Below are 17,652 nucleotides of genomic sequence, written 5' to 3' on the forward strand. Positions count from 1 at the left end.
TATGATATTTTTCGGAACCAAAAAAAAGGAAATAAAAACAGGTCAAATTAATACGATTTCTTGTCGTGTTTGCGATAAAAACACTACTATGAGATACAGTGTAAATTCAAAGTATTTCCATTTGTATTGGATTCCCGTTTTTCCCTATAAAAAAAATACTATTGTAACGTGTAGTGAATGTGGAAGCGTTATTGAACAAAAGCAATTTTCAGAGAATCTAAGGCTTAAGCTTCAGCGAGAAAACGAATTAAAGCCAGCCAAAAATCCAATTTGGATGTTTTCAGGATTGATAATTGTAATCATTTTAATTCCTTTGGCTATGCTTCAATCTTCTAAAGCAGGTGTGAAAAAAGCAGATTTCATAAACAATCCTAAAGTTGGTGATATTTATTTCTTAAATTGTATACCTTCAAAATATTCTACAATGAAAATAGCTGCAATCGAAAATGATAGTATTCACTTTATAGCCAACGACACATCTGTTTCAAAATTCATGAAAGTTTTTTCAATAAATAAAGACCGATATTATACTACTAAATATAAAACTTACTCTAAGTCTCAAATACTCGATTTATTCAAAAAAGACAGTATTTATACAATCGATAGAAACTAATTATGAGAAAAGCAATATTTCCTGGGTCATTTGATCCAATTACGTTAGGTCATTTTGACATCATTAAAAGAGCATTACCTCTATTTGATGAGATTGTTATTGCTATTGGTATCAATGCCGAAAAAAAATACATGTTTTCATTAGAAGAGCGCAAAACCTTTATTGAAAAAGCATTTGCAAATGAACCTAAAGTATCTGTAGTTACCTACGAGGGCTTAACTATTGAATTATGCCATAAACTTAATGCACAGTTCATTTTACGCGGACTTCGTAATCCAGCTGATTTCGAATTTGAAAAAGCTATTGCACATACCAATCGACAATTATCCGATATTGAAACCGTTTTCCTTTTAACCGCTATAGATACTTCGCATATAAGCTCAAGTATCGTTCGAGATGTAATTAGAAACGGCGGTGATTATACTATTTTGGTTCCCGAATCTGTAAAAATAAAACAACACAAATAATGAAAAAAACTGCCCTTTTATGTTTGTTTTTGAGTGCATTCAACCTATTTGCTCAACAAAACAACTTAAAAACACCATTTGAAAAAGGAAATGGAAACCAATCGGCCACCTATCAAGAAGCTATAGATTATTACCGCGACTTGGATAAAAATTTCGAAACAATTTCCATGAAAACAATGGGGGTTACCGATAGTGGTGAGCCTTTGCATATTGTCACATACAACCCTGACAAATATTTCGATTTCAAACAATTAAGCAATACCAACAAAACCATCTTGTTAATTAATAACGGAATCCACCCAGGTGAAACTGATGGTATTGATGCTACAATGTTATTACTACGTGATTTAGCTACAGGGAAAATTGCTGCTCCTAAAAATACTATTGTAGTTGCAATTCCAGTTTATAACATTGGTGGTTCTTTAAATCGTAACTCTACTACACGTGCCAATCAAAATGGTCCTGAAGCCTATGGATTTAGAGGAAATGCCAGAAATTTTGATTTGAATCGTGACTTTATTAAATCGGATACACGAAACTCAAGAAGCTTTCAAGTACTATTCAATACTGTTAATCCAGATGTATTTATAGACAATCATGTAAGCAATGGGGCTGATTATCAGTATACGTTAACCTATATTGATACACATTATCAAAAACTAGGTGGAAATCTTGGTACTTTTTTTAATGAAAAGATGATACCCGCAATTTTAAAAGATTTGAAATCAAAAAAAATTGAATCAACTCCTTATGTAAATATCTATAACCAAACCCCCGAACATGGATTTGCTAAAAACATGGACACACCTAGATTCTCTACCGGGTATGCTTCTATGTTTAATGTTTTGGGTGCCATGGTTGAAACTCATATGCTAAAAAAATACTCCGATCGTGTAAAGGTTACGTATGAGTATATGCTTTCAACGCTAAATTATACTGATAAAAATTCGGCTGAAATTAAAAAATTACGACTTGAAAATGCTTCGAATTATTATCCGCATAACAAGTACACAGTTCGTTGGGAAATCGATTCGGCAAAAGTAAAACAAATAGCTTTTTTAGGTTACGAAGGCAAATACAAAAACAGTGATGTTTCCGGAAAGCCACGTTTGTACTACGACCGTCAAAAACCTTTTAACAAAAACATTCCTTTTTACGAAATCTATAAGGCTGAAAAAGAAATAACTATCCCAGAATATTATATCATTCCGGAACAATATTGGAATGTCATTGAATTGTTGAAGTTGAACCGTATTGAAATGACTCAATTGAGAAAAGACAGTCTTATCTCTGTTGATAGTTACAAAATTTCAGATTACAAAACGGCAACACAACCTTTTGAAAATCACTATTTTCATTTCAATACAACGGTAAATACAACCCGAGAAAATATTCAATTTAAAAAAGGGGATTATATTGTAAAAACCAATCAACGAAACGTAAAATACTTACTTGAAACGCTAGAGCCAGAAGCAACAGATTCATTTTTTAACTGGAACTTTTTTGACACCGTATTACAACAAAAAGAATATTATTCTCCTTATGTGTTTGAAGATTTAGCCAAAAAAGTATTGGATGAAAATCCGAAACTTAAAGAAGAACTTGAGAAAAAACGTCTAGAAGACAAAAAGTTCGTCGAAAGTGGAGAAGCCCAGTTAGATTGGGTGTATAAACACTCAAAATATTTTGAGAAAGCTTATCTGCAATATCCTATTTACAAAAAAATGCTCTATTAATAAAAAAGCTCCTCTAAACGAGGAGCTTTTCTTCTTCAAACAATAACTTAATATTTTCATAGGAGTTGCCTAAAACTTCCTTTATTTGATTTGGTGCTAACCAAACTACTTTTTCTATGCCTTCTTCGGCTTGTCCTTGAGGAATACCTTTAAAACTACTTTTCATTTCAAACCAGTGTGTAACTTTAAGTTTGTAACGACCATTTCGTTTAAAAACATGATACGTTTTTTGAAGCTTACGTGTTATGGTTAACCCGCCAACACCGGTTTCTTCTTCTACTTCACGAATTGCAGTTTCTTCAATAGTTTCTCCTTTTTCAATGCCGCCTTTAGGCAAATCCCACTTTCCATTTCTAAAAATAAAAAGTACCTCACCATTATCATTATACACCAATCCCCCACCCGCTTTAACCGCAGGAATCTTTTCTTTGAGTTTGGTTAGTATTTCCTTTTCATCTGGGTAATACAAAAAAGCTTTGTCAATTTTATTCTGAAACATTTTCACAATAATCTGCTTGATATCAACGCTTTCAAGTAAAAATAGTTGGAAATCGGTTTCCTTGACAATTTGATTTGTCAGGAAAAGTGGTTTATCGTTTACAAAAACTTTATACATTTGTAGTATGATTTTTAACACAGACACAGCTAAAAAAACTGCCGAATTGCTTTTACAAATAAACGCAATTAAATTAAATCCCAAAAATCCTTTTACATGGGCTTCGGGATGGAAATCACCAATTTATTGTGATAATCGGATAACACTCTCATTTCCACCAATTAGAAATTATCTTCGTGAAGAATTTTCTAAGAACATTGAAAAACAATTTGGAAAACCAGATGTAATTGCAGGAGTTGCCACCGGAGCCATCGGAATTGGTATGCTTGTTGCAGAGATAATGGGACTACCCTTTGTTTATGTAAGACCAGAACCTAAAAAACACGGTCGTCAAAATCAGGTGGAAGGTTTTTTACAAAAAGGACAAAATGTAGTAGTTGTAGAAGATTTGATTAGTACCGGTAAAAGTAGTCTTCAGGCTATAGAAGCGTTAAGAGAAGCCGGAGCAAACGTTAAAGGAATGGTAGCTATTTTTACCTATGGTTTTGACATTGCTTCAGAAAATTTCAAAAACGCCAATTTAGAAGTATACACATTAGGCAATTACACCACTCTTTTAGAAGAAGCCGTTGCTAAACAGTATATTACTGAAGAAGAACTAGATACATTAAAAGAATGGCGTAGTAATCCTTCTACATGGGGTGTTGAAGTATAATTATTCAAGATAATAAGAATTAAAAATATGAATTTAGAAAGTCCAAAAGTAAATGTTGAGAAACCAGCAGAATATTTATTTTCAGCCTTAACCGATGTTAAGAATTTTGAAAAACTAATGCCGGAAAACATTGCTAAATTTGAAGTTTTAGACGAAAACGCTTTTGTTTTCGGACTAAAAGGTATGCCTGAAATTAAATTAAAAATGAAAGACAAGGTAGCTCCTAACAAAGTAGTTTTGGGCGCTGCAAGTGATAAACTTCCATTTACATTAACTGCAAATATTGTATCGTTAACACAAAACACATCGGAAGTTCAATTGTTATTTGATGGGGAGTTTAACCCAATGATGGCCATGATGATAAAAGGACCTATTAGTAAATTCATTGAAACCTTGGTGGGTAATATGAATAACCTATAACATAAAAACCTCTCGCTTGAGAGGTTTTTTTATTTAAAGTAAAACATTAGTGAAAACAGTTTCTGCAATTAGTGTCACCATTAAATCGTTTCCATAATCGCCCTGCGCTACATTCAAATTTCCATTAATACTGGAGGTTTGTGCTTCTAAAAAACAAAGTTCATACACCGGTTGATCGTCATCATTAATAAAAATAATTCGGCCATTTTTGGTTAACCCAGCAATATTGTAAAACCAATCATTTAAAGACTTATCGACTTTTGCAATTTTAATTTGAACTGTAAAGGTATTATCTGTTGGATACGATTCTAAATCAGTTCCTCGGTTGTACGAATTAAAAGTACTGGTTAACAAAGGATAATTTTTTCCTTCCAACTCTAAAATAAGCTTACTCATACATGCAAGTATTAATACATTAATGCAATCTCTTTAATTCCGAATTCTTTTATACTATCATCTTCAAGCAGCACCTGCAATTTCCCCGTTTGTGTAACGCCCTGAATAATTCCCATGAACTTGTGCTCTTCTTTATCTTCAAAAGGCATTGGAATTCCTTTTTTGTATAAAATCTCATCATATAACTTCCAAAACCCAGAGAAATTTTGATTACGTAAGGATGCTAAATTTTGCTTCATTTTTTTAAGAATTGCATCCAACACAATCGCTTTATCAAATTCCTTATGAGTAATTGTAAGAAGAGATCCTGCTTTGGGTAAATTATCAAAATTTTGTTGATTCACATTTAAGCCAATTCCAACAATTGAAAAAATCTCACCATCGTTCTTGATGCTGTTTTCGATTAAAATTCCGGCAATTTTTTTATTTTCTGCCAAAATGTCGTTTGGCCATTTAATTGTCATACCCGGAATTCCAAATTCTTTTAACCCTTCCACTATACTAACGGCAATGGCAACATTCAGATGAAAAATGGCTGATACATCCAACAACAAATCTTTTACTAAAACACTAAATGTAAGATTCTTACCTTCTTCCACAATCCAATTCGACCCCATTTGTCCACGGCCTTCTGTTTGATTATCAGCAACTACAACAGTCAAATTTTCCACGAACTGTTTTATCAGCAATTGCTTAAGAAAATCATTTGTAGAAGAAGTGGCACTGAGTTTGATTATATTCATGAAAAAAGTTTACCTTTAAGTGTTTTAATCTTGTGTTAAGTAGTCAAAAATAATCACAAAAATTGGTAACTTTGCAAAAAACGTAAAAATAATAAATGGCGAATAAGGAGATAATTAACGATGATTTATTAGCAAATATCATCAAAGGAATTGAAGATGTAAAAGGAAGTGATATAGACATTCTAGATTTAAGAGCAATAGAAAATACCGTTTGTGATTATTTTGTAGTTTGCAACGGTACATCCAATACACAAGTTAACGCAATTGTTAACTCCATTCAAAAAGTAGTATCTAAAGAATTAAAAGACAAACCTTGGCATGTGGAAGGAACCGAAAATGCCGAGTGGGTTCTTATGGACTATGTTAGTATTGTAGTTCACGTATTTCAAAAACACATCCGTGAATATTACAATATTGAAGGGTTATGGGGTGACGCATCCATTACTTCAATTGAAAACAAATATTAATTAGCACATTTCATGTCAAAAGATAAAAAACCAAATTCAGTGAAAAACAAATTTAATCCTTGGATTATCTATGTTGCTGTATTACTTATATTAATTACCATTCAGTTGGTTTCCAGTGGAGCAAATTTCCAAGAGGTTAAACCTACAACACTTTCTAAATTCTATCAGTTTTTAGATTCATCGCAAGTAAACAAAGTTATTTTCAACAAAACTACTGCGCAGGTATATCTAAAAAAAGAAGCTTTAAAAAGCAAAACACATAAAGATGTTCCGAAAGAAACGTTACTTAAAAAAGAAAATACTGGGCCTCACTATAGTTTAGACATTGGAACCAACAGCGAACTTTTTCAAAAGAAATTAGAAGAAGCTCGTGAAGCAGGTAAATTAAACGATTATGCCTCTGAACCCGAAAGCAATTGGGGAGAGATTTTAATAACGTATTTACCACTAATTCTAATTATAGGTTTTTGGATTTATCTAATGCGACGTATGTCTAACAGCGGTGGTGCTGGTGGAGGCGGACAAATTTTTTCAATTGGAAAATCGAAAGCTAAATTATTCGACGAAAAGAGTGACGTAAAAGTCACTTTTAAAGATGTTGCTGGATTAGAAGGCGCTAAAGAAGAAATTCAAGAGATTGTAGAATTCTTGAAAAACCCTGAAAAATATACCGAATTAGGAGGTAAAATTCCTAAAGGTGCTTTATTGGTTGGACCTCCAGGAACAGGAAAAACATTATTAGCAAAAGCAGTTGCTGGTGAAGCAAAAGTTCCTTTCTTTTCCCTTTCAGGATCTGATTTCGTTGAGATGTTTGTAGGTGTTGGAGCCTCTCGAGTTCGAGATTTATTCAAACAAGCAAAAGAAAAATCACCTGCCATTATTTTCATTGACGAAATTGATGCTGTTGGTCGTGCGCGTGGTAAAAACAATTTCTCAGGTTCAAATGATGAACGTGAAAACACGTTAAACCAGCTTTTAACTGAAATGGATGGTTTTGGAACAAATACACATGTAATTGTATTAGCAGCTACCAACCGTGCCGACATTTTAGACAAAGCCCTAATGCGTGCTGGACGTTTCGACAGACAAATTTATGTTGACTTACCAGATATTCGTGAACGAAAAGAAATTTTTGAGGTGCATTTAAAACCTCTGAAAAAAGAAGAAACTTTAGATACCGATTTTCTTGCAAAACAAACACCTGGATTTTCAGGAGCCGATATTGCCAACGTTTGTAATGAAGCTGCATTAATTGCCGCAAGAAAAAACAAAAAAGCAGTAGGAAAACAAGATTTCTTAGATGCAGTTGACCGTATTGTTGGAGGTTTAGAAAAGAAAAACAAAATTGTTACACCAGAAGAAAAAAGAGCAATTGCCATTCATGAAGCCGGACATGCAACGGTAAGTTGGATGTTGGAGCATGCAGCACCTTTGGTAAAAGTAACAATTGTACCTCGTGGTCAAAGTTTAGGTGCAGCTTGGTATTTACCAGAAGAACGCTTAATTGTTCGCCCTGAGCAAATGCTCGATGAAATGTGTGCTACTATGGGTGGTCGTGCAGCCGAAAAAGTTATTTTTAATAAAATTTCTACTGGAGCATTAAGCGATTTAGAAAAAGTAACAAAACAAGCCAGAGCAATGGTTACGGTTTATGGTTTAAATGATAAATTAGGAAACATAACTTATTATGATTCGTCAGGTCAAACCGATTATAACTTTTCAAAACCTTATTCTGAAGAAACAGCTAAAGTAATTGACAAAGAAATTTCAGATTTAATTGAAAATCAATACAAGCGCGCCATTGAAATTTTGAATGAAAACAAAGACAAATTGGAGCAATTAGCTGATATTTTGATTGAAAAAGAGGTTATTTTCAAAGATGATTTGGAAACAATTTTCGGAAAAAGACCTTTTGAAAAATCAGATATTGAACCTGTTACAGAAAACTAACAATTTTATTACATAATTGTTTATAAAAATCTTAATTCGATTGCTTATTGAATTAAGATTTTTTTATCTTTGATTGTTGTCAAAGTGTGAAATTTCGAGATTTTATAAAATATATGAGTCTTTTCAGAAAATTTTTTGGTACATCATCCGAAGATTCGAATGAAGATAAAGAAAAGGACAAAACAAGTCCATATCTACCCGACCCTATTCTACCGGCTGATGAACTTTTTACCTACAATTTTAAACGAAACGGAGGAAAGTTTCTGTATTGTGAAAACTTAACTGAAGTTCACGATAATTTTGAAAGCATACTCGAAGAAAACGACTGGTTCGAACAAGAAGCCATGTGCATTGAGCCAAAGCTTTTTAGTTTATTAGACGAAAACAAGATTAACCATAACGATCCTAAAACTCCGGTATTTTTATTAGCATCTTGTGAAAACTTAATAGCAAACGAAGGTTCAATTTTATTTTCTTCGAAACAGATAAAGCATTTTAAACCAAACGAACTTCCAGATAATATTGTGATTTTAGCGACTACAAGTCAAATTACTGGAAACAAAAGTGATGGTCTTCGTGAAATAAAAAAGAAATACGACAAAGAATATCCTACTAATATTACTACTTTCAAATATTTCGAAAAAGCAAAAGAAGAAGATTTTCTTCAATACGGAAGCTGCCCTAAGAATCTGTATTTATTGCTTTTAGAAGATTTATAACATGCAGGAAAGCCTCACAAGAACCTTATCAGGAATCGTATATATTGTACTTCTGATTTCGGCAACACTTTATTCCGAATACAGCTTTTCATTGCTATTTGGTATTTTCATGCTAATTTGTGTGGTTGAGTTCTGTAAATTAATCCAACTTAAAAGTTCAGTTCCTATACTACTTAGCTTAACTAGTTACATCGTTTTTGTTTTTTTTAAATCCAACAATACTTCTACATCCGACCTATTATTAACATTGGCAACCCTATTTGTCTCAGTTATGCTTATTGTCGATTTGTTTCAACATAAATATAAACCGAAAGGAGATTCATCTTCAAAATATGTAAAACTGTTCGGTTACATCATACTTCCATTCGTTTTATTAATGAAAATGCCTTATTTACAAGGGAATTTTAATCCGAAAATAATCATTGGCATCTTCATCTTAATTTGGACAAACGACACATTTGCTTATATCGTTGGCAAATCGATGGGTAAACACAAACTTTTAGAACGAATTTCACCCAAAAAAACCATAGAAGGCTTTCTTGGAGGATTGGTATTTACCATGATTGGAAGTTATGTACTTAGTATGTTTTTCACTTTTCTTTCTCCTGTAATATGGGTAATAACCGGTTTGTTTGTGGGATTCTTTGGCACTATTGGCGATTTAATCGAATCAAAATTTAAAAGAACTGCCGGAGTTAAAGACAGTGGAAAAATAATGCCGGGACACGGAGGCATCTTAGATCGTTTAGATAGTGTTATATTTGTAATACCATTTTTGTATTTGTTTTATCAAATTTTAAATTATGTTCATACAGTTTCATAAAGAAGGCGCAAAAATTATTTTAGGAGCAACGGTAGTTGCAACAGCTATCATATTTTTAGCCGATGAGTTTATTTCTATATTTTGGCTACAAAAAGCTGTACAAATTATCACGTTGTTCTTTTTGATAATGATTTTACAGTTTTTCAGAAACCCTAACCGAAGTATTGTTGCCAATGACAACCAAATAGTTGCACCTGTTGATGGTAAAGTAGTTGTCATTGAAGAAGTTTACGAACCTGAATACTTCAAAGACAAACGTTTAATGGTTTCTATTTTTATGTCGCCAATAAATGTTCACGTTACACGTTATGCTGTAAACGGATTAGTAAAGTTTAGCAAATATCATCCTGGTAAATACTTGGTAGCTTGGCATCCAAAAGCTAGTGAAGAAAACGAACGCACAACTGTAGTGATTGAAAATCGTGCTTTTGGCGAAATTCTTTATAGACAAATTGCAGGTGCATTAGCACGTAGAATTGTTAATTATGCTAAAGAAGGCATGCAAGTGGTTCAAGGAACAGATGCGGGTTTTATCAAATTTGGTTCAAGAGTTGATTTATTCTTACCTTTAGGTACCGAAATTAATGTAAAACTCAATCAAAAAGCAGTAGGAAATAAAACAATTATCGCTACGAAAAAATAATGAGTTCGAACGATTTAGATACATTATTTGATGAGGCTTTTGAAAACGCCCAATTGATACCGCAATCTTCGGTTCCGATAGATTTGCAGTTGATACTGTATGGCCTGTACAAGCAAGCCACTTCAAATATGTCTGAACAGTTTTTTTTTCGACAAGATTCACAAAACATTCGAAGTGCTTTCAAATTAAATGCCTGGATGCAAGTCAATCAATTGTCTCCAGAAGAAGCAAAAAAACAATACATTACGATTATAAACAACCTAATGAAAGAACGAAATTTGTAATATAATTTCGTTTTTTATTTTATACTATGAGAGTTATTCAATTTTTCATTATTTCATTTACTTTAAGTTCAATTATTGCTTGTCACGACAAAAATAATTTAGAAGAAGTAGTCCAAATTCCAGAACCGGAAGCACAAGAAACACAATCGGTGTATGGCAATCCTGCCGAAGTTAAAGCCGAAAAAGGTAAATTTAAAATGCGCGGACTAAATTATGCTTATGATGCTCTTGAGCCATATATAGATGGAAAAACAATGGAAATCCATTATTCGAAACACCATTTAAGCTATTGCAACAATCTTAACAAAGCCATTCAAGGAACCGATTTAGAAAAATGGACTTTGGAGCAAATACTAAAAGCGGGGGATATCAACAATGAAGATATTCGAAATAATGCTGGCGGTTATTACAACCATAACTTATATTGGGAAATAATGGCTCCAAAAGCTGGAGGTCAACCGAAAGACAGTTTAGAAGCTGCAATTAATCGTGACTTTGGTTCGTATGATGCTTTTAAAAAAGAATTTGTAAATACTGCTGGAAAACATTTTGGCTCAGGATGGGCTTGGTTGGTTGTTGATAAAAAAGGAAAACTATTAATTGGCTCGACTTCCAATCAAGATAATCCAATTATGCCTGATATGCCAATATCTGGAACTCCAATTTTAGCTTTAGACATTTGGGAACATGCATATTATTTAAAACATCAAAACCGACGTGGTGAATATATCTCGTCTTTTTTTAATGTTGTGAATTGGACAGCTGTAGAGAAAAAATATCTGGAAGCCGTAAAACATCTTCCTTTAAATTAAAACAAAAAAAATCCCAAGCATAACTTGGGATTTTTTATTTCATTATTTATTTCAAACTCATTAAACTCTGCTCTATAGTTGCAATTTTAGCAAGAGCATCAGCTTCTTTTTTACGTTCGTTTGCGATAACTTGTTCTGGAGCTCCAGCTACAAATTTCTCATTAGATAATTTAGCTTGAACCGATTTTAAGAAACCTTTGGTGTAATTCAACTCATCCGTTAGTTTAGTTATTTCGGCATCTACATCAATATTACCTGAAATTGGAATAAAATATTCGTTTGATTTCACACGATAGGATAAAGCACCATCTACTTTTTCTGAAACGTAAACCATATCAACAACATTACCCAGTTTCATGATTACCGTATCAAAATGAGTGGAGGCTTTTTCATTGTTCACTACTTTCAATTCGATAGTATCTTTAAACGAAATGTTTTTGTCTTTTCTAATAGTACGTATTCTTGAAATTACATCGGTAGCAAAATCAAAGTCTGCAATCAATTGTTTGTTGTAACTTTTCACCTCCGGCCATTTTGCAACAATTAAAGCTTCTTCAGGCGTTCTGTTTGCAATATGTTGCCAAATCTCTTCTGTTAAGAAAGGCATGAAAGGGTGTATCAATTTTAAGTTAGACTCTAACATTTCGATGGCTTTATTAAATGTTACGCGATCAATTGGTTGTTGGTATCCTGGTTTAATCATTTCTAAGAACCAAGAACAGAAATCATCCCATACCAATTTGTAAATCGACATCAACGCATCAGACAATCTGTATTTATCAAAATTATCTTCAATTTCTACTAACGTTTGTTGCAGTTTAGCTTCATACCATTCTATAGCAACTCGTGAAGATTCTGGCTGTGCAATATCGGCAACTTCCCAACCTTTTATTAGTCGGAATGCATTCCAAATCTTGTTAGCAAATGCTTTTCCTTGATTACATAATTCTTCATCGAATAAAATATCATTTCCTGCAGAAGCACTTAAAAGCAATCCAACACGAACTCCATCTGCACCAAATTTTTCGATTAAACCTAATGGTTCCGGTGAATTACCCAACGATTTCGACATTTTTCGTCCTTGTTTATCACGAACCAAGCCTGTCAAATAAACATTAGAGAACGGTTTCGCATCGGCATATTCGTATCCGGCGATAATCATACGCGCTACCCAGAAGAATAAAATATCCGGTCCTGTAACTAGGTCGTTTGTTGGATAATAATATTTAAAATCCTCATTCTCAGGATTCATAATACCCCCAAAAACAGCCATTGGCCATAACCATGACGAAAACCAAGTATCTAAGGCATCGGCATCCTGACGCAAATCGGCAGTAGTTAATGCAGTGTTAGACGTTCTTGCTTTTGCAAGTTCAAGCGCTTCGTTAATAGTTTCAGCAACTACAAAATCTTCTTTACCATCACCAAAATAATACGCTGGAATTTGTTGTCCCCACCATAACTGGCGCGAAATATTCCAATCGCGAATATTATTTAACCAATGAGCGTAGGTATTATTAAAGCGACTCGGGTATAATTTAATTTCATCCGACTCTAAAACAGCTTTAATAGCAGGTTTTACAAGCTCTTCCATTTTCAAAAACCATTGATCGGATAATCTTGGTTCGATTACAGCTTTGGTTCTTTCGGATGTACCTACATTATTAATATGATTTTCAACTTTAGCTAATGCTCCTATTGATTCAAGTTCTTTAGAAATTTCTTCACGAACTACAAAACGATCTTTACCCTCGTAATGCAAGCCAAATGAATTTAAGGTAGCGTCTTCATTGAAAATATCGATAATTTCAAGATTGTGTTTTTCGCCTAATGTTTTATCATTGACATCGTGGGCTGGCGTTACCTTTAAACATCCCGTACCAAATTCTCTATCTACATATTCGTCAAAAATGATTGGAATAACGCGATTGCAAATAGGTACAATGGCTTTTTTTCCTTTCAAATGAAAATAACGTTCGTCTTCTGGATGAATACAAATAGCAGTATCCCCTAAAATGGTTTCAGGACGCGTGGTTGCAATAGTTACAAACTCATTCGAACCTTCAATTTGGTATTTTAAATGGTACAATTTACCTTGACGCTCTTCGTAAATAACTTCTTCATCAGACAAAGTTGTTTTAGCTTCAGGATCCCAGTTTACCATACGGTAACCACGATATATCATTCCTTTGTTATACAAATCAACGAACGAACGAATTACAGAAGCCGACATATCGGGGTCCATTGTAAATTTAGTACGATCCCAATCGCATGAACACCCCAATTGCTTAAGCTGTTCTAAAATTGTTCCGCCGTATTTTTCGGTCCAATCCCAAGCGTGCTTTAAAAATTCGTCACGAGACAAATCGTTTTTATTGATACCCTCGCTTTTCAATTTAGCAACTACTTTTGCCTCTGTAGCAATAGATGCATGATCGGTTCCTGGTACCCAACAGGCGTTAAATCCTTTTAAACGCGCACGTCGAATTAATACATCTTGAATGGTGTTATTAAGCATGTGTCCCATATGCAAAACTCCGGTAACATTTGGCGGCGGAATTACAATGGTATATGGTGTTCTATGGTCTGGTTTAGAATGAAAATACTTATTTTCCATCCAGTAATCGTACCATTTTTTTTCTACTAGTTTGGCATCAAATTGAGCTGGTATCATTAGTTTTTATGTTTAAATGTTGAAAAGTTTAATTGTTTTTAAACTTTATTAAGATTACAAAAGTGCTTGACGTGTATTGCCTAGCCCCGATGGAAGCAAACTACCTCGTAGTGCGAACAGCGGGAACGAAGATTACAGGCGAAAACCGTTGACTCGCTCCAAAAAAAGATTGATATGAAATAGTTTTTGGTACACTTTTTGTAAATATATCTGCAAAAATAGTTATAACTGAGCAAATAAAAAAAGAGCGTTAAAATATTTGTTCGTTTATTAAAACAATGTAATTTTACAATTAACAATTAAAACGTATTGAAATGAAAAAATTATTAGGATTAGTAGCCATTTTAGCTTTCGGTGTTGCTTCTTATGCGCAAAGCGGACCTAAAATTGAGTTCAAGGCAAAGGATAACACTATAGATTATGGTACTGTAACTAAAGATTCGGATAACGGAATCAGAACTTTTGAATTTACCAATACTGGTGATGCGCCTTTAATTATTACTAATGTACAATCTACTTGTGGATGTACTGTGCCTTCTAAACCAACTGAACCAATTATGCCTGGAAAAACAGGGAAAATTGATGTAAAATACAATATGAATCCGGGTAAAATTTCTAAAACCATTACTGTAGAATCTAACGCAGTAAATGTTGAAGGAGGAAAAATTGCTATACGTATTAAAGGTGAAGTTATCGTTAAGGAAGAAAAAAATGTGCTTCAAAAAGCAAAAGTTGGTCCGCAATCGTAAACCAATGAACAAATAAAAAAAGTCCGCTAGTAGCGGACTTTTTTATTATAGTAATTTTTGAAGTTGAAATGAAAATTTCTTTTTAACTCCTTTTCGTTCAATTTCCAACTCTATTGTTTTACCCTCCTCGGATTGTAGCATATCGTCTATTTTCTGTTTGGTATAATTCCCAGTGTTTTTTCCGTTGATTTTTAAAACCTTATCACCAACCATTAATCCTGCTTTTTCTGAAGGTGAATCTTTCCGTATTGTTGCAATTTCGTATACTGGTTTTAAGGTAAACTTATAGCGTAATTTACTGTTTTCGAAAACAATATCATTAACATTAATCTCATTTTTAGAAGACGCATCACGATTTACCTCTTCCCTAACCCATTCTACTCCAGAATGAACTAACATCAAACCACTCATATTGTAATTAAAAGGATCATTATAATAATTGTTTTTCTTCAAAAACAATTGACTCCCTCTAAAATCGAAAAAAATACGAAATCGTTTAAGAATTTCACCTCCTATAGAACCATTTCTATTGCTTATCAGTTGTAGCTGTTTGTATGAAGCTGTGTCTGGATAAGAAACCAAAGGTTCTTTAAATTTAAATTTCGAAAATTTAATCTCATCTAGTCTTGATTTTTTTCCAAGCACAGTTCCTCCAACACCCTCGCCTAAAACATCATTAAAAAATTTGGAATTACATTTAATTGTATCATTTTCAAAAAGCCATAAACCATCGCCCAAACCTGTATCAATTAATAACTTTAAATTATATTCCTTTTCATCTAACTTGGTTTCAACATCCAAATAAGGCCTATCATTAACAATTGATATTGGAAACCGTTCATAAGTTGACATCTTTTGTTTTTTCAACACATCATGATCTTTATAGAGAGTAATTTTTTTTCTACTATAATCAATATCAAGTACGTGGTTTTTAAAAAATGAATATCCCAAAATTCCATTTACCGGAATACCAATTCGAGATGAGAAATTGAGTTTTTCATCTATTATAATCAAAATTGGAAATTTTCTATCAACATAACCATCAATTCCAGCATAATTACCTTCTGAAAATATACCTTCAGCCATTTCTTCATTACCTAATCCAGAAATTTTTATTTTTCTAGTATTATAGAGATTTATTGAATCGTTTTCAGGAAAGCTAAAAAGCAATGATGGCTCAGAACCCGAGTCTAACAACATATTAAGCTTAACATTGTTAAGCTCCATCGGAATAATAATAAGATTATCTACGAAAGTAAAGGGTATAACAATTTTATCACGATTGGATTCCCATTGAAATCCATCTTGCGCGATAGCAAAAAAGGAAAAAAACAAAAAATAAATAAAGTACCCTATTTTCATACTGTTATTTTTCTGAAAATTACTACATTTTATATGTAAATCCAATATATTTTAAAAATTTATAACATTTCATTTTATCATATTTTTAAAAATAATCGCAAATTTGCAAGACAAAAAAATAAGCTATGCCAAAAGTTTCTAATAAAGGAAAACAAATGCCGGAATCACCTATAAGAAAGCTGGTTCCGTATTCTGAAATGGCCAAGAAAAAAGGCCATAAAGTATATCATTTAAATATTGGTCAACCCGATATCAAAACTCCAGATGTGGCTCTTAATGCCGTTAAGAATGCTGATATTTCAGTTTTAGAATACAGTCATTCTGCCGGTTTTGAAAGCTACAGAAACAAACTGTCTGCTTATTATCAAAAACACGGACTTCCCATTGATGCTTCAGATATTATAATCACCACTGGTGGATCGGAAGCTTTACTTTTCGCTATGGGAAGTACTATGGATGCTGGTGACGAAATAATTATACCTGAACCTTTTTATGCAAACTACAACGGTTTCTCTACTGCTTCGGGAGTAAAAGTGGTGCCTGTAATTTCTGGAATCGAAACAGGTTTTGCATTACCACCTATTGCTGATTTTGAAAAATTAATAACTCCAAGAACCAAAGCAATATTAATCTGTAATCCTGGAAATCCAACAGGTTATTTGTATTCGAAAGAAGAAATTCTTCAACTAGCCGAATTGGTAAAAAAACACGATTTATTTTTAATTGCCGATGAAGTATATCGTGAATTTGCTTACGATGGTTATACACACCATTCTGTGATGAATGTTGAGGGTTTAGAAGACCATGCTATTATGATTGATTCCGTTTCGAAACGCTATAGTATGTGTGGGGCTCGTATTGGTTGTATTGTTTCTAAAAACAAAGAAGTAATGGCTACCGCTATGAAATTTGCACAAGCCCGTTTAAGCCCGCCAACTTATGCTCAAATTGCCAGTGAAGCTGCTTTAGATACACCTCAATCTTATTTTGACGATGTTATCACAGAATACAAAGATCGTCGCGATACGTTAATTGCCGAATTAAACAAAATTGAAGGTGTTACAGTAGCTACACCAAAAGGTGCTTTTTACTGCATTGCCAAATTACCAGTTAAAAACGCCGATGATTTTGCACAATGGCTTTTAGAATCATACAACTTTCAAGGTGAAACAGTAATGGTGGCTCCAGCTGCCGGATTCTATTCTACTCCTGGAGTTGGTTTAGACGAAGTTCGAATTGCTTATGTATTGAAAAAAGAAGATTTAATTAAATCGGTACAAATACTTAAAGAAGCACTCAGTGTTTATAACAACTAAAATAAACAAGGCCTTCAGCATATAACTGGAGGCTTTTTTATTCAAAGCAAGAACCTAAGTTTTCAAAACAAAATATGTTTCCTGCTGTCTGCTATATCTTTTTACTGCCAATTCGAAAATCCCTAGCACAGTAAAAAGGATGCCGCTCCCATCAGGGCTATATAATCGTATTGTATTTTATCAAACTTTATAACAAATAAAAACGCC

At 33.3% G+C, this 17,652-nt stretch carries 19 protein-coding genes; 14 read left to right on the forward strand and 5 right to left on the reverse strand.

Annotation, left to right across the window (positions count from 1 at the left end):
* Nucleotide 1: 1 nt before the first annotated feature.
* Genes ACZ1JT_RS01390 through ACZ1JT_RS01400 form a run of 3 tightly spaced genes read left to right on the forward strand, consistent with a single transcriptional unit; the run spans nucleotide 2 to nucleotide 2,816 of the window.
* On the forward strand, nucleotides 2-613 hold the full coding sequence (locus tag ACZ1JT_RS01390; protein ID WP_465094380.1) for a zinc-ribbon domain-containing protein: 612 nt from the start codon (nucleotides 2-4) through the stop codon (nucleotides 611-613).
* 2 nt (nucleotides 614-615) lie between these two features.
* Nucleotides 616-1,080, forward strand: a complete 465-nt coding sequence (gene coaD, locus ACZ1JT_RS01395; RefSeq protein WP_465094381.1) for a pantetheine-phosphate adenylyltransferase — start codon at nucleotides 616-618, stop codon at nucleotides 1,078-1,080.
* Nucleotides 1,080-2,816 (forward strand): M14 family metallopeptidase, encoded by a 1,737-nt coding sequence (locus tag ACZ1JT_RS01400; protein ID WP_465094382.1) that lies wholly within the window; start codon nucleotides 1,080-1,082, stop codon nucleotides 2,814-2,816. Before coaD ends, ACZ1JT_RS01400 begins: the two co-directional genes overlap by 1 nt.
* Before the next feature lie 13 nt (nucleotides 2,817-2,829).
* Here ACZ1JT_RS01400 and ACZ1JT_RS01405 read toward each other — a convergent pair whose 3' ends face one another.
* On the reverse strand, nucleotides 2,830-3,432 hold the full coding sequence (locus ACZ1JT_RS01405; RefSeq protein ID WP_465094383.1) for an NUDIX hydrolase: 603 nt from the start codon (nucleotides 3,430-3,432) through the stop codon (nucleotides 2,830-2,832).
* A 7-nt stretch (nucleotides 3,433-3,439) separates the two neighbouring features.
* Between ACZ1JT_RS01405 and pyrE the strand changes: the two genes are divergently transcribed.
* Nucleotides 3,440-4,087, forward strand: a complete 648-nt coding sequence (gene pyrE, locus ACZ1JT_RS01410) for an orotate phosphoribosyltransferase (protein WP_465094384.1) — start codon at nucleotides 3,440-3,442, stop codon at nucleotides 4,085-4,087.
* Between the two features lie 27 nt (nucleotides 4,088-4,114).
* Nucleotides 4,115-4,507, forward strand: coding sequence for an SRPBCC family protein (locus ACZ1JT_RS01415; RefSeq protein ID WP_465094385.1), 393 nt, complete (start codon nucleotides 4,115-4,117; stop codon nucleotides 4,505-4,507).
* A gap of 33 nt (nucleotides 4,508-4,540) precedes the next feature.
* Here the strand turns inward: ACZ1JT_RS01415 and ACZ1JT_RS01420 are convergent, their stop codons facing one another.
* The gene (locus ACZ1JT_RS01420; RefSeq protein WP_465094386.1) at nucleotides 4,541-4,903 is read right to left on the reverse strand and encodes a hypothetical protein; all 363 of its coding nucleotides are present in this window, start codon (nucleotides 4,901-4,903) and stop codon (nucleotides 4,541-4,543) included.
* A gap of 11 nt (nucleotides 4,904-4,914) precedes the next feature.
* Nucleotides 4,915-5,646, reverse strand: coding sequence for a biotin--[acetyl-CoA-carboxylase] ligase (locus tag ACZ1JT_RS01425; protein WP_465094387.1), 732 nt, complete (start codon nucleotides 5,644-5,646; stop codon nucleotides 4,915-4,917).
* Nucleotides 5,647-5,741: 95 nt separating this feature from the next.
* On the opposite strand from ACZ1JT_RS01425, the gene rsfS reads away from it, so the two are divergent.
* The 7 genes from rsfS to ACZ1JT_RS01460 all read left to right on the forward strand — a co-directional run bounded on the left by rsfS (nucleotide 5,742) and on the right by ACZ1JT_RS01460 (nucleotide 11,344).
* Nucleotides 5,742-6,113, forward strand: coding sequence for a ribosome silencing factor (gene rsfS / locus ACZ1JT_RS01430; RefSeq protein ID WP_465094388.1), 372 nt, complete (start codon nucleotides 5,742-5,744; stop codon nucleotides 6,111-6,113).
* Between the two features lie 12 nt (nucleotides 6,114-6,125).
* Entirely contained in the window at nucleotides 6,126-8,063 is a 1,938-nt protein-coding gene (ftsH, locus tag ACZ1JT_RS01435; protein WP_465094389.1) for an ATP-dependent zinc metalloprotease FtsH, read from the forward strand.
* 113 nt (nucleotides 8,064-8,176) lie between these two features.
* Nucleotides 8,177-8,782 (forward strand): lactate utilization protein B/C, encoded by a 606-nt coding sequence (locus tag ACZ1JT_RS01440; RefSeq protein WP_465094390.1) that lies wholly within the window; start codon nucleotides 8,177-8,179, stop codon nucleotides 8,780-8,782.
* A gap of 1 nt (nucleotide 8,783) precedes the next feature.
* On the forward strand, nucleotides 8,784-9,605 hold the full coding sequence (locus tag ACZ1JT_RS01445; RefSeq protein WP_465094391.1) for a phosphatidate cytidylyltransferase: 822 nt from the start codon (nucleotides 8,784-8,786) through the stop codon (nucleotides 9,603-9,605).
* Entirely contained in the window at nucleotides 9,586-10,248 is a 663-nt protein-coding gene (locus ACZ1JT_RS01450; protein ID WP_465094392.1) for a phosphatidylserine decarboxylase family protein, read from the forward strand. Before ACZ1JT_RS01445 ends, ACZ1JT_RS01450 begins: the two co-directional genes overlap by 20 nt.
* A complete protein-coding gene (locus tag ACZ1JT_RS01455) occupies nucleotides 10,248-10,532 on the forward strand; it encodes an acyl-CoA-binding protein (protein ID WP_465094393.1) in 285 nt (94 codons plus the stop codon). Before ACZ1JT_RS01450 ends, ACZ1JT_RS01455 begins: the two co-directional genes overlap by 1 nt.
* Nucleotides 10,533-10,558: 26 nt before the next feature.
* Complete coding sequence (locus tag ACZ1JT_RS01460; protein WP_465094394.1) at nucleotides 10,559-11,344, forward strand: superoxide dismutase; 786 nt, start codon at nucleotides 10,559-10,561, stop codon at nucleotides 11,342-11,344.
* 46 nt (nucleotides 11,345-11,390) lie between these two features.
* Here the strand turns inward: ACZ1JT_RS01460 and ACZ1JT_RS01465 are convergent, their stop codons facing one another.
* Entirely contained in the window at nucleotides 11,391-14,018 is a 2,628-nt protein-coding gene (locus tag ACZ1JT_RS01465) for a valine--tRNA ligase (RefSeq protein ID WP_465094395.1), read from the reverse strand.
* Between the two features lie 314 nt (nucleotides 14,019-14,332).
* Here ACZ1JT_RS01465 and ACZ1JT_RS01470 point away from each other — a divergent pair, with 314 nt between their 5' ends.
* Entirely contained in the window at nucleotides 14,333-14,767 is a 435-nt protein-coding gene (locus ACZ1JT_RS01470) for a DUF1573 domain-containing protein (protein WP_465094396.1), read from the forward strand.
* 45 nt (nucleotides 14,768-14,812) lie between these two features.
* Here the strand turns inward: ACZ1JT_RS01470 and ACZ1JT_RS01475 are convergent, their stop codons facing one another.
* On the reverse strand, nucleotides 14,813-16,129 hold the full coding sequence (locus tag ACZ1JT_RS01475) for a PDZ domain-containing protein (RefSeq protein WP_465094397.1): 1,317 nt from the start codon (nucleotides 16,127-16,129) through the stop codon (nucleotides 14,813-14,815).
* Nucleotides 16,130-16,254: 125 nt separating this feature from the next.
* Here ACZ1JT_RS01475 and ACZ1JT_RS01480 point away from each other — a divergent pair, with 125 nt between their 5' ends.
* Nucleotides 16,255-17,445 carry a pyridoxal phosphate-dependent aminotransferase gene (locus ACZ1JT_RS01480; RefSeq protein ID WP_465094398.1) on the forward strand — a complete coding sequence of 397 codons (1,191 nt, stop codon included), beginning with the start codon at nucleotides 16,255-16,257 and terminating at the stop codon, nucleotides 17,443-17,445.
* The last annotated feature ends 207 nt before the right edge of the window (nucleotides 17,446-17,652 follow it).

It is taken from the genome of Flavobacterium sp. IC2-16 (genome assembly GCF_055521455.1).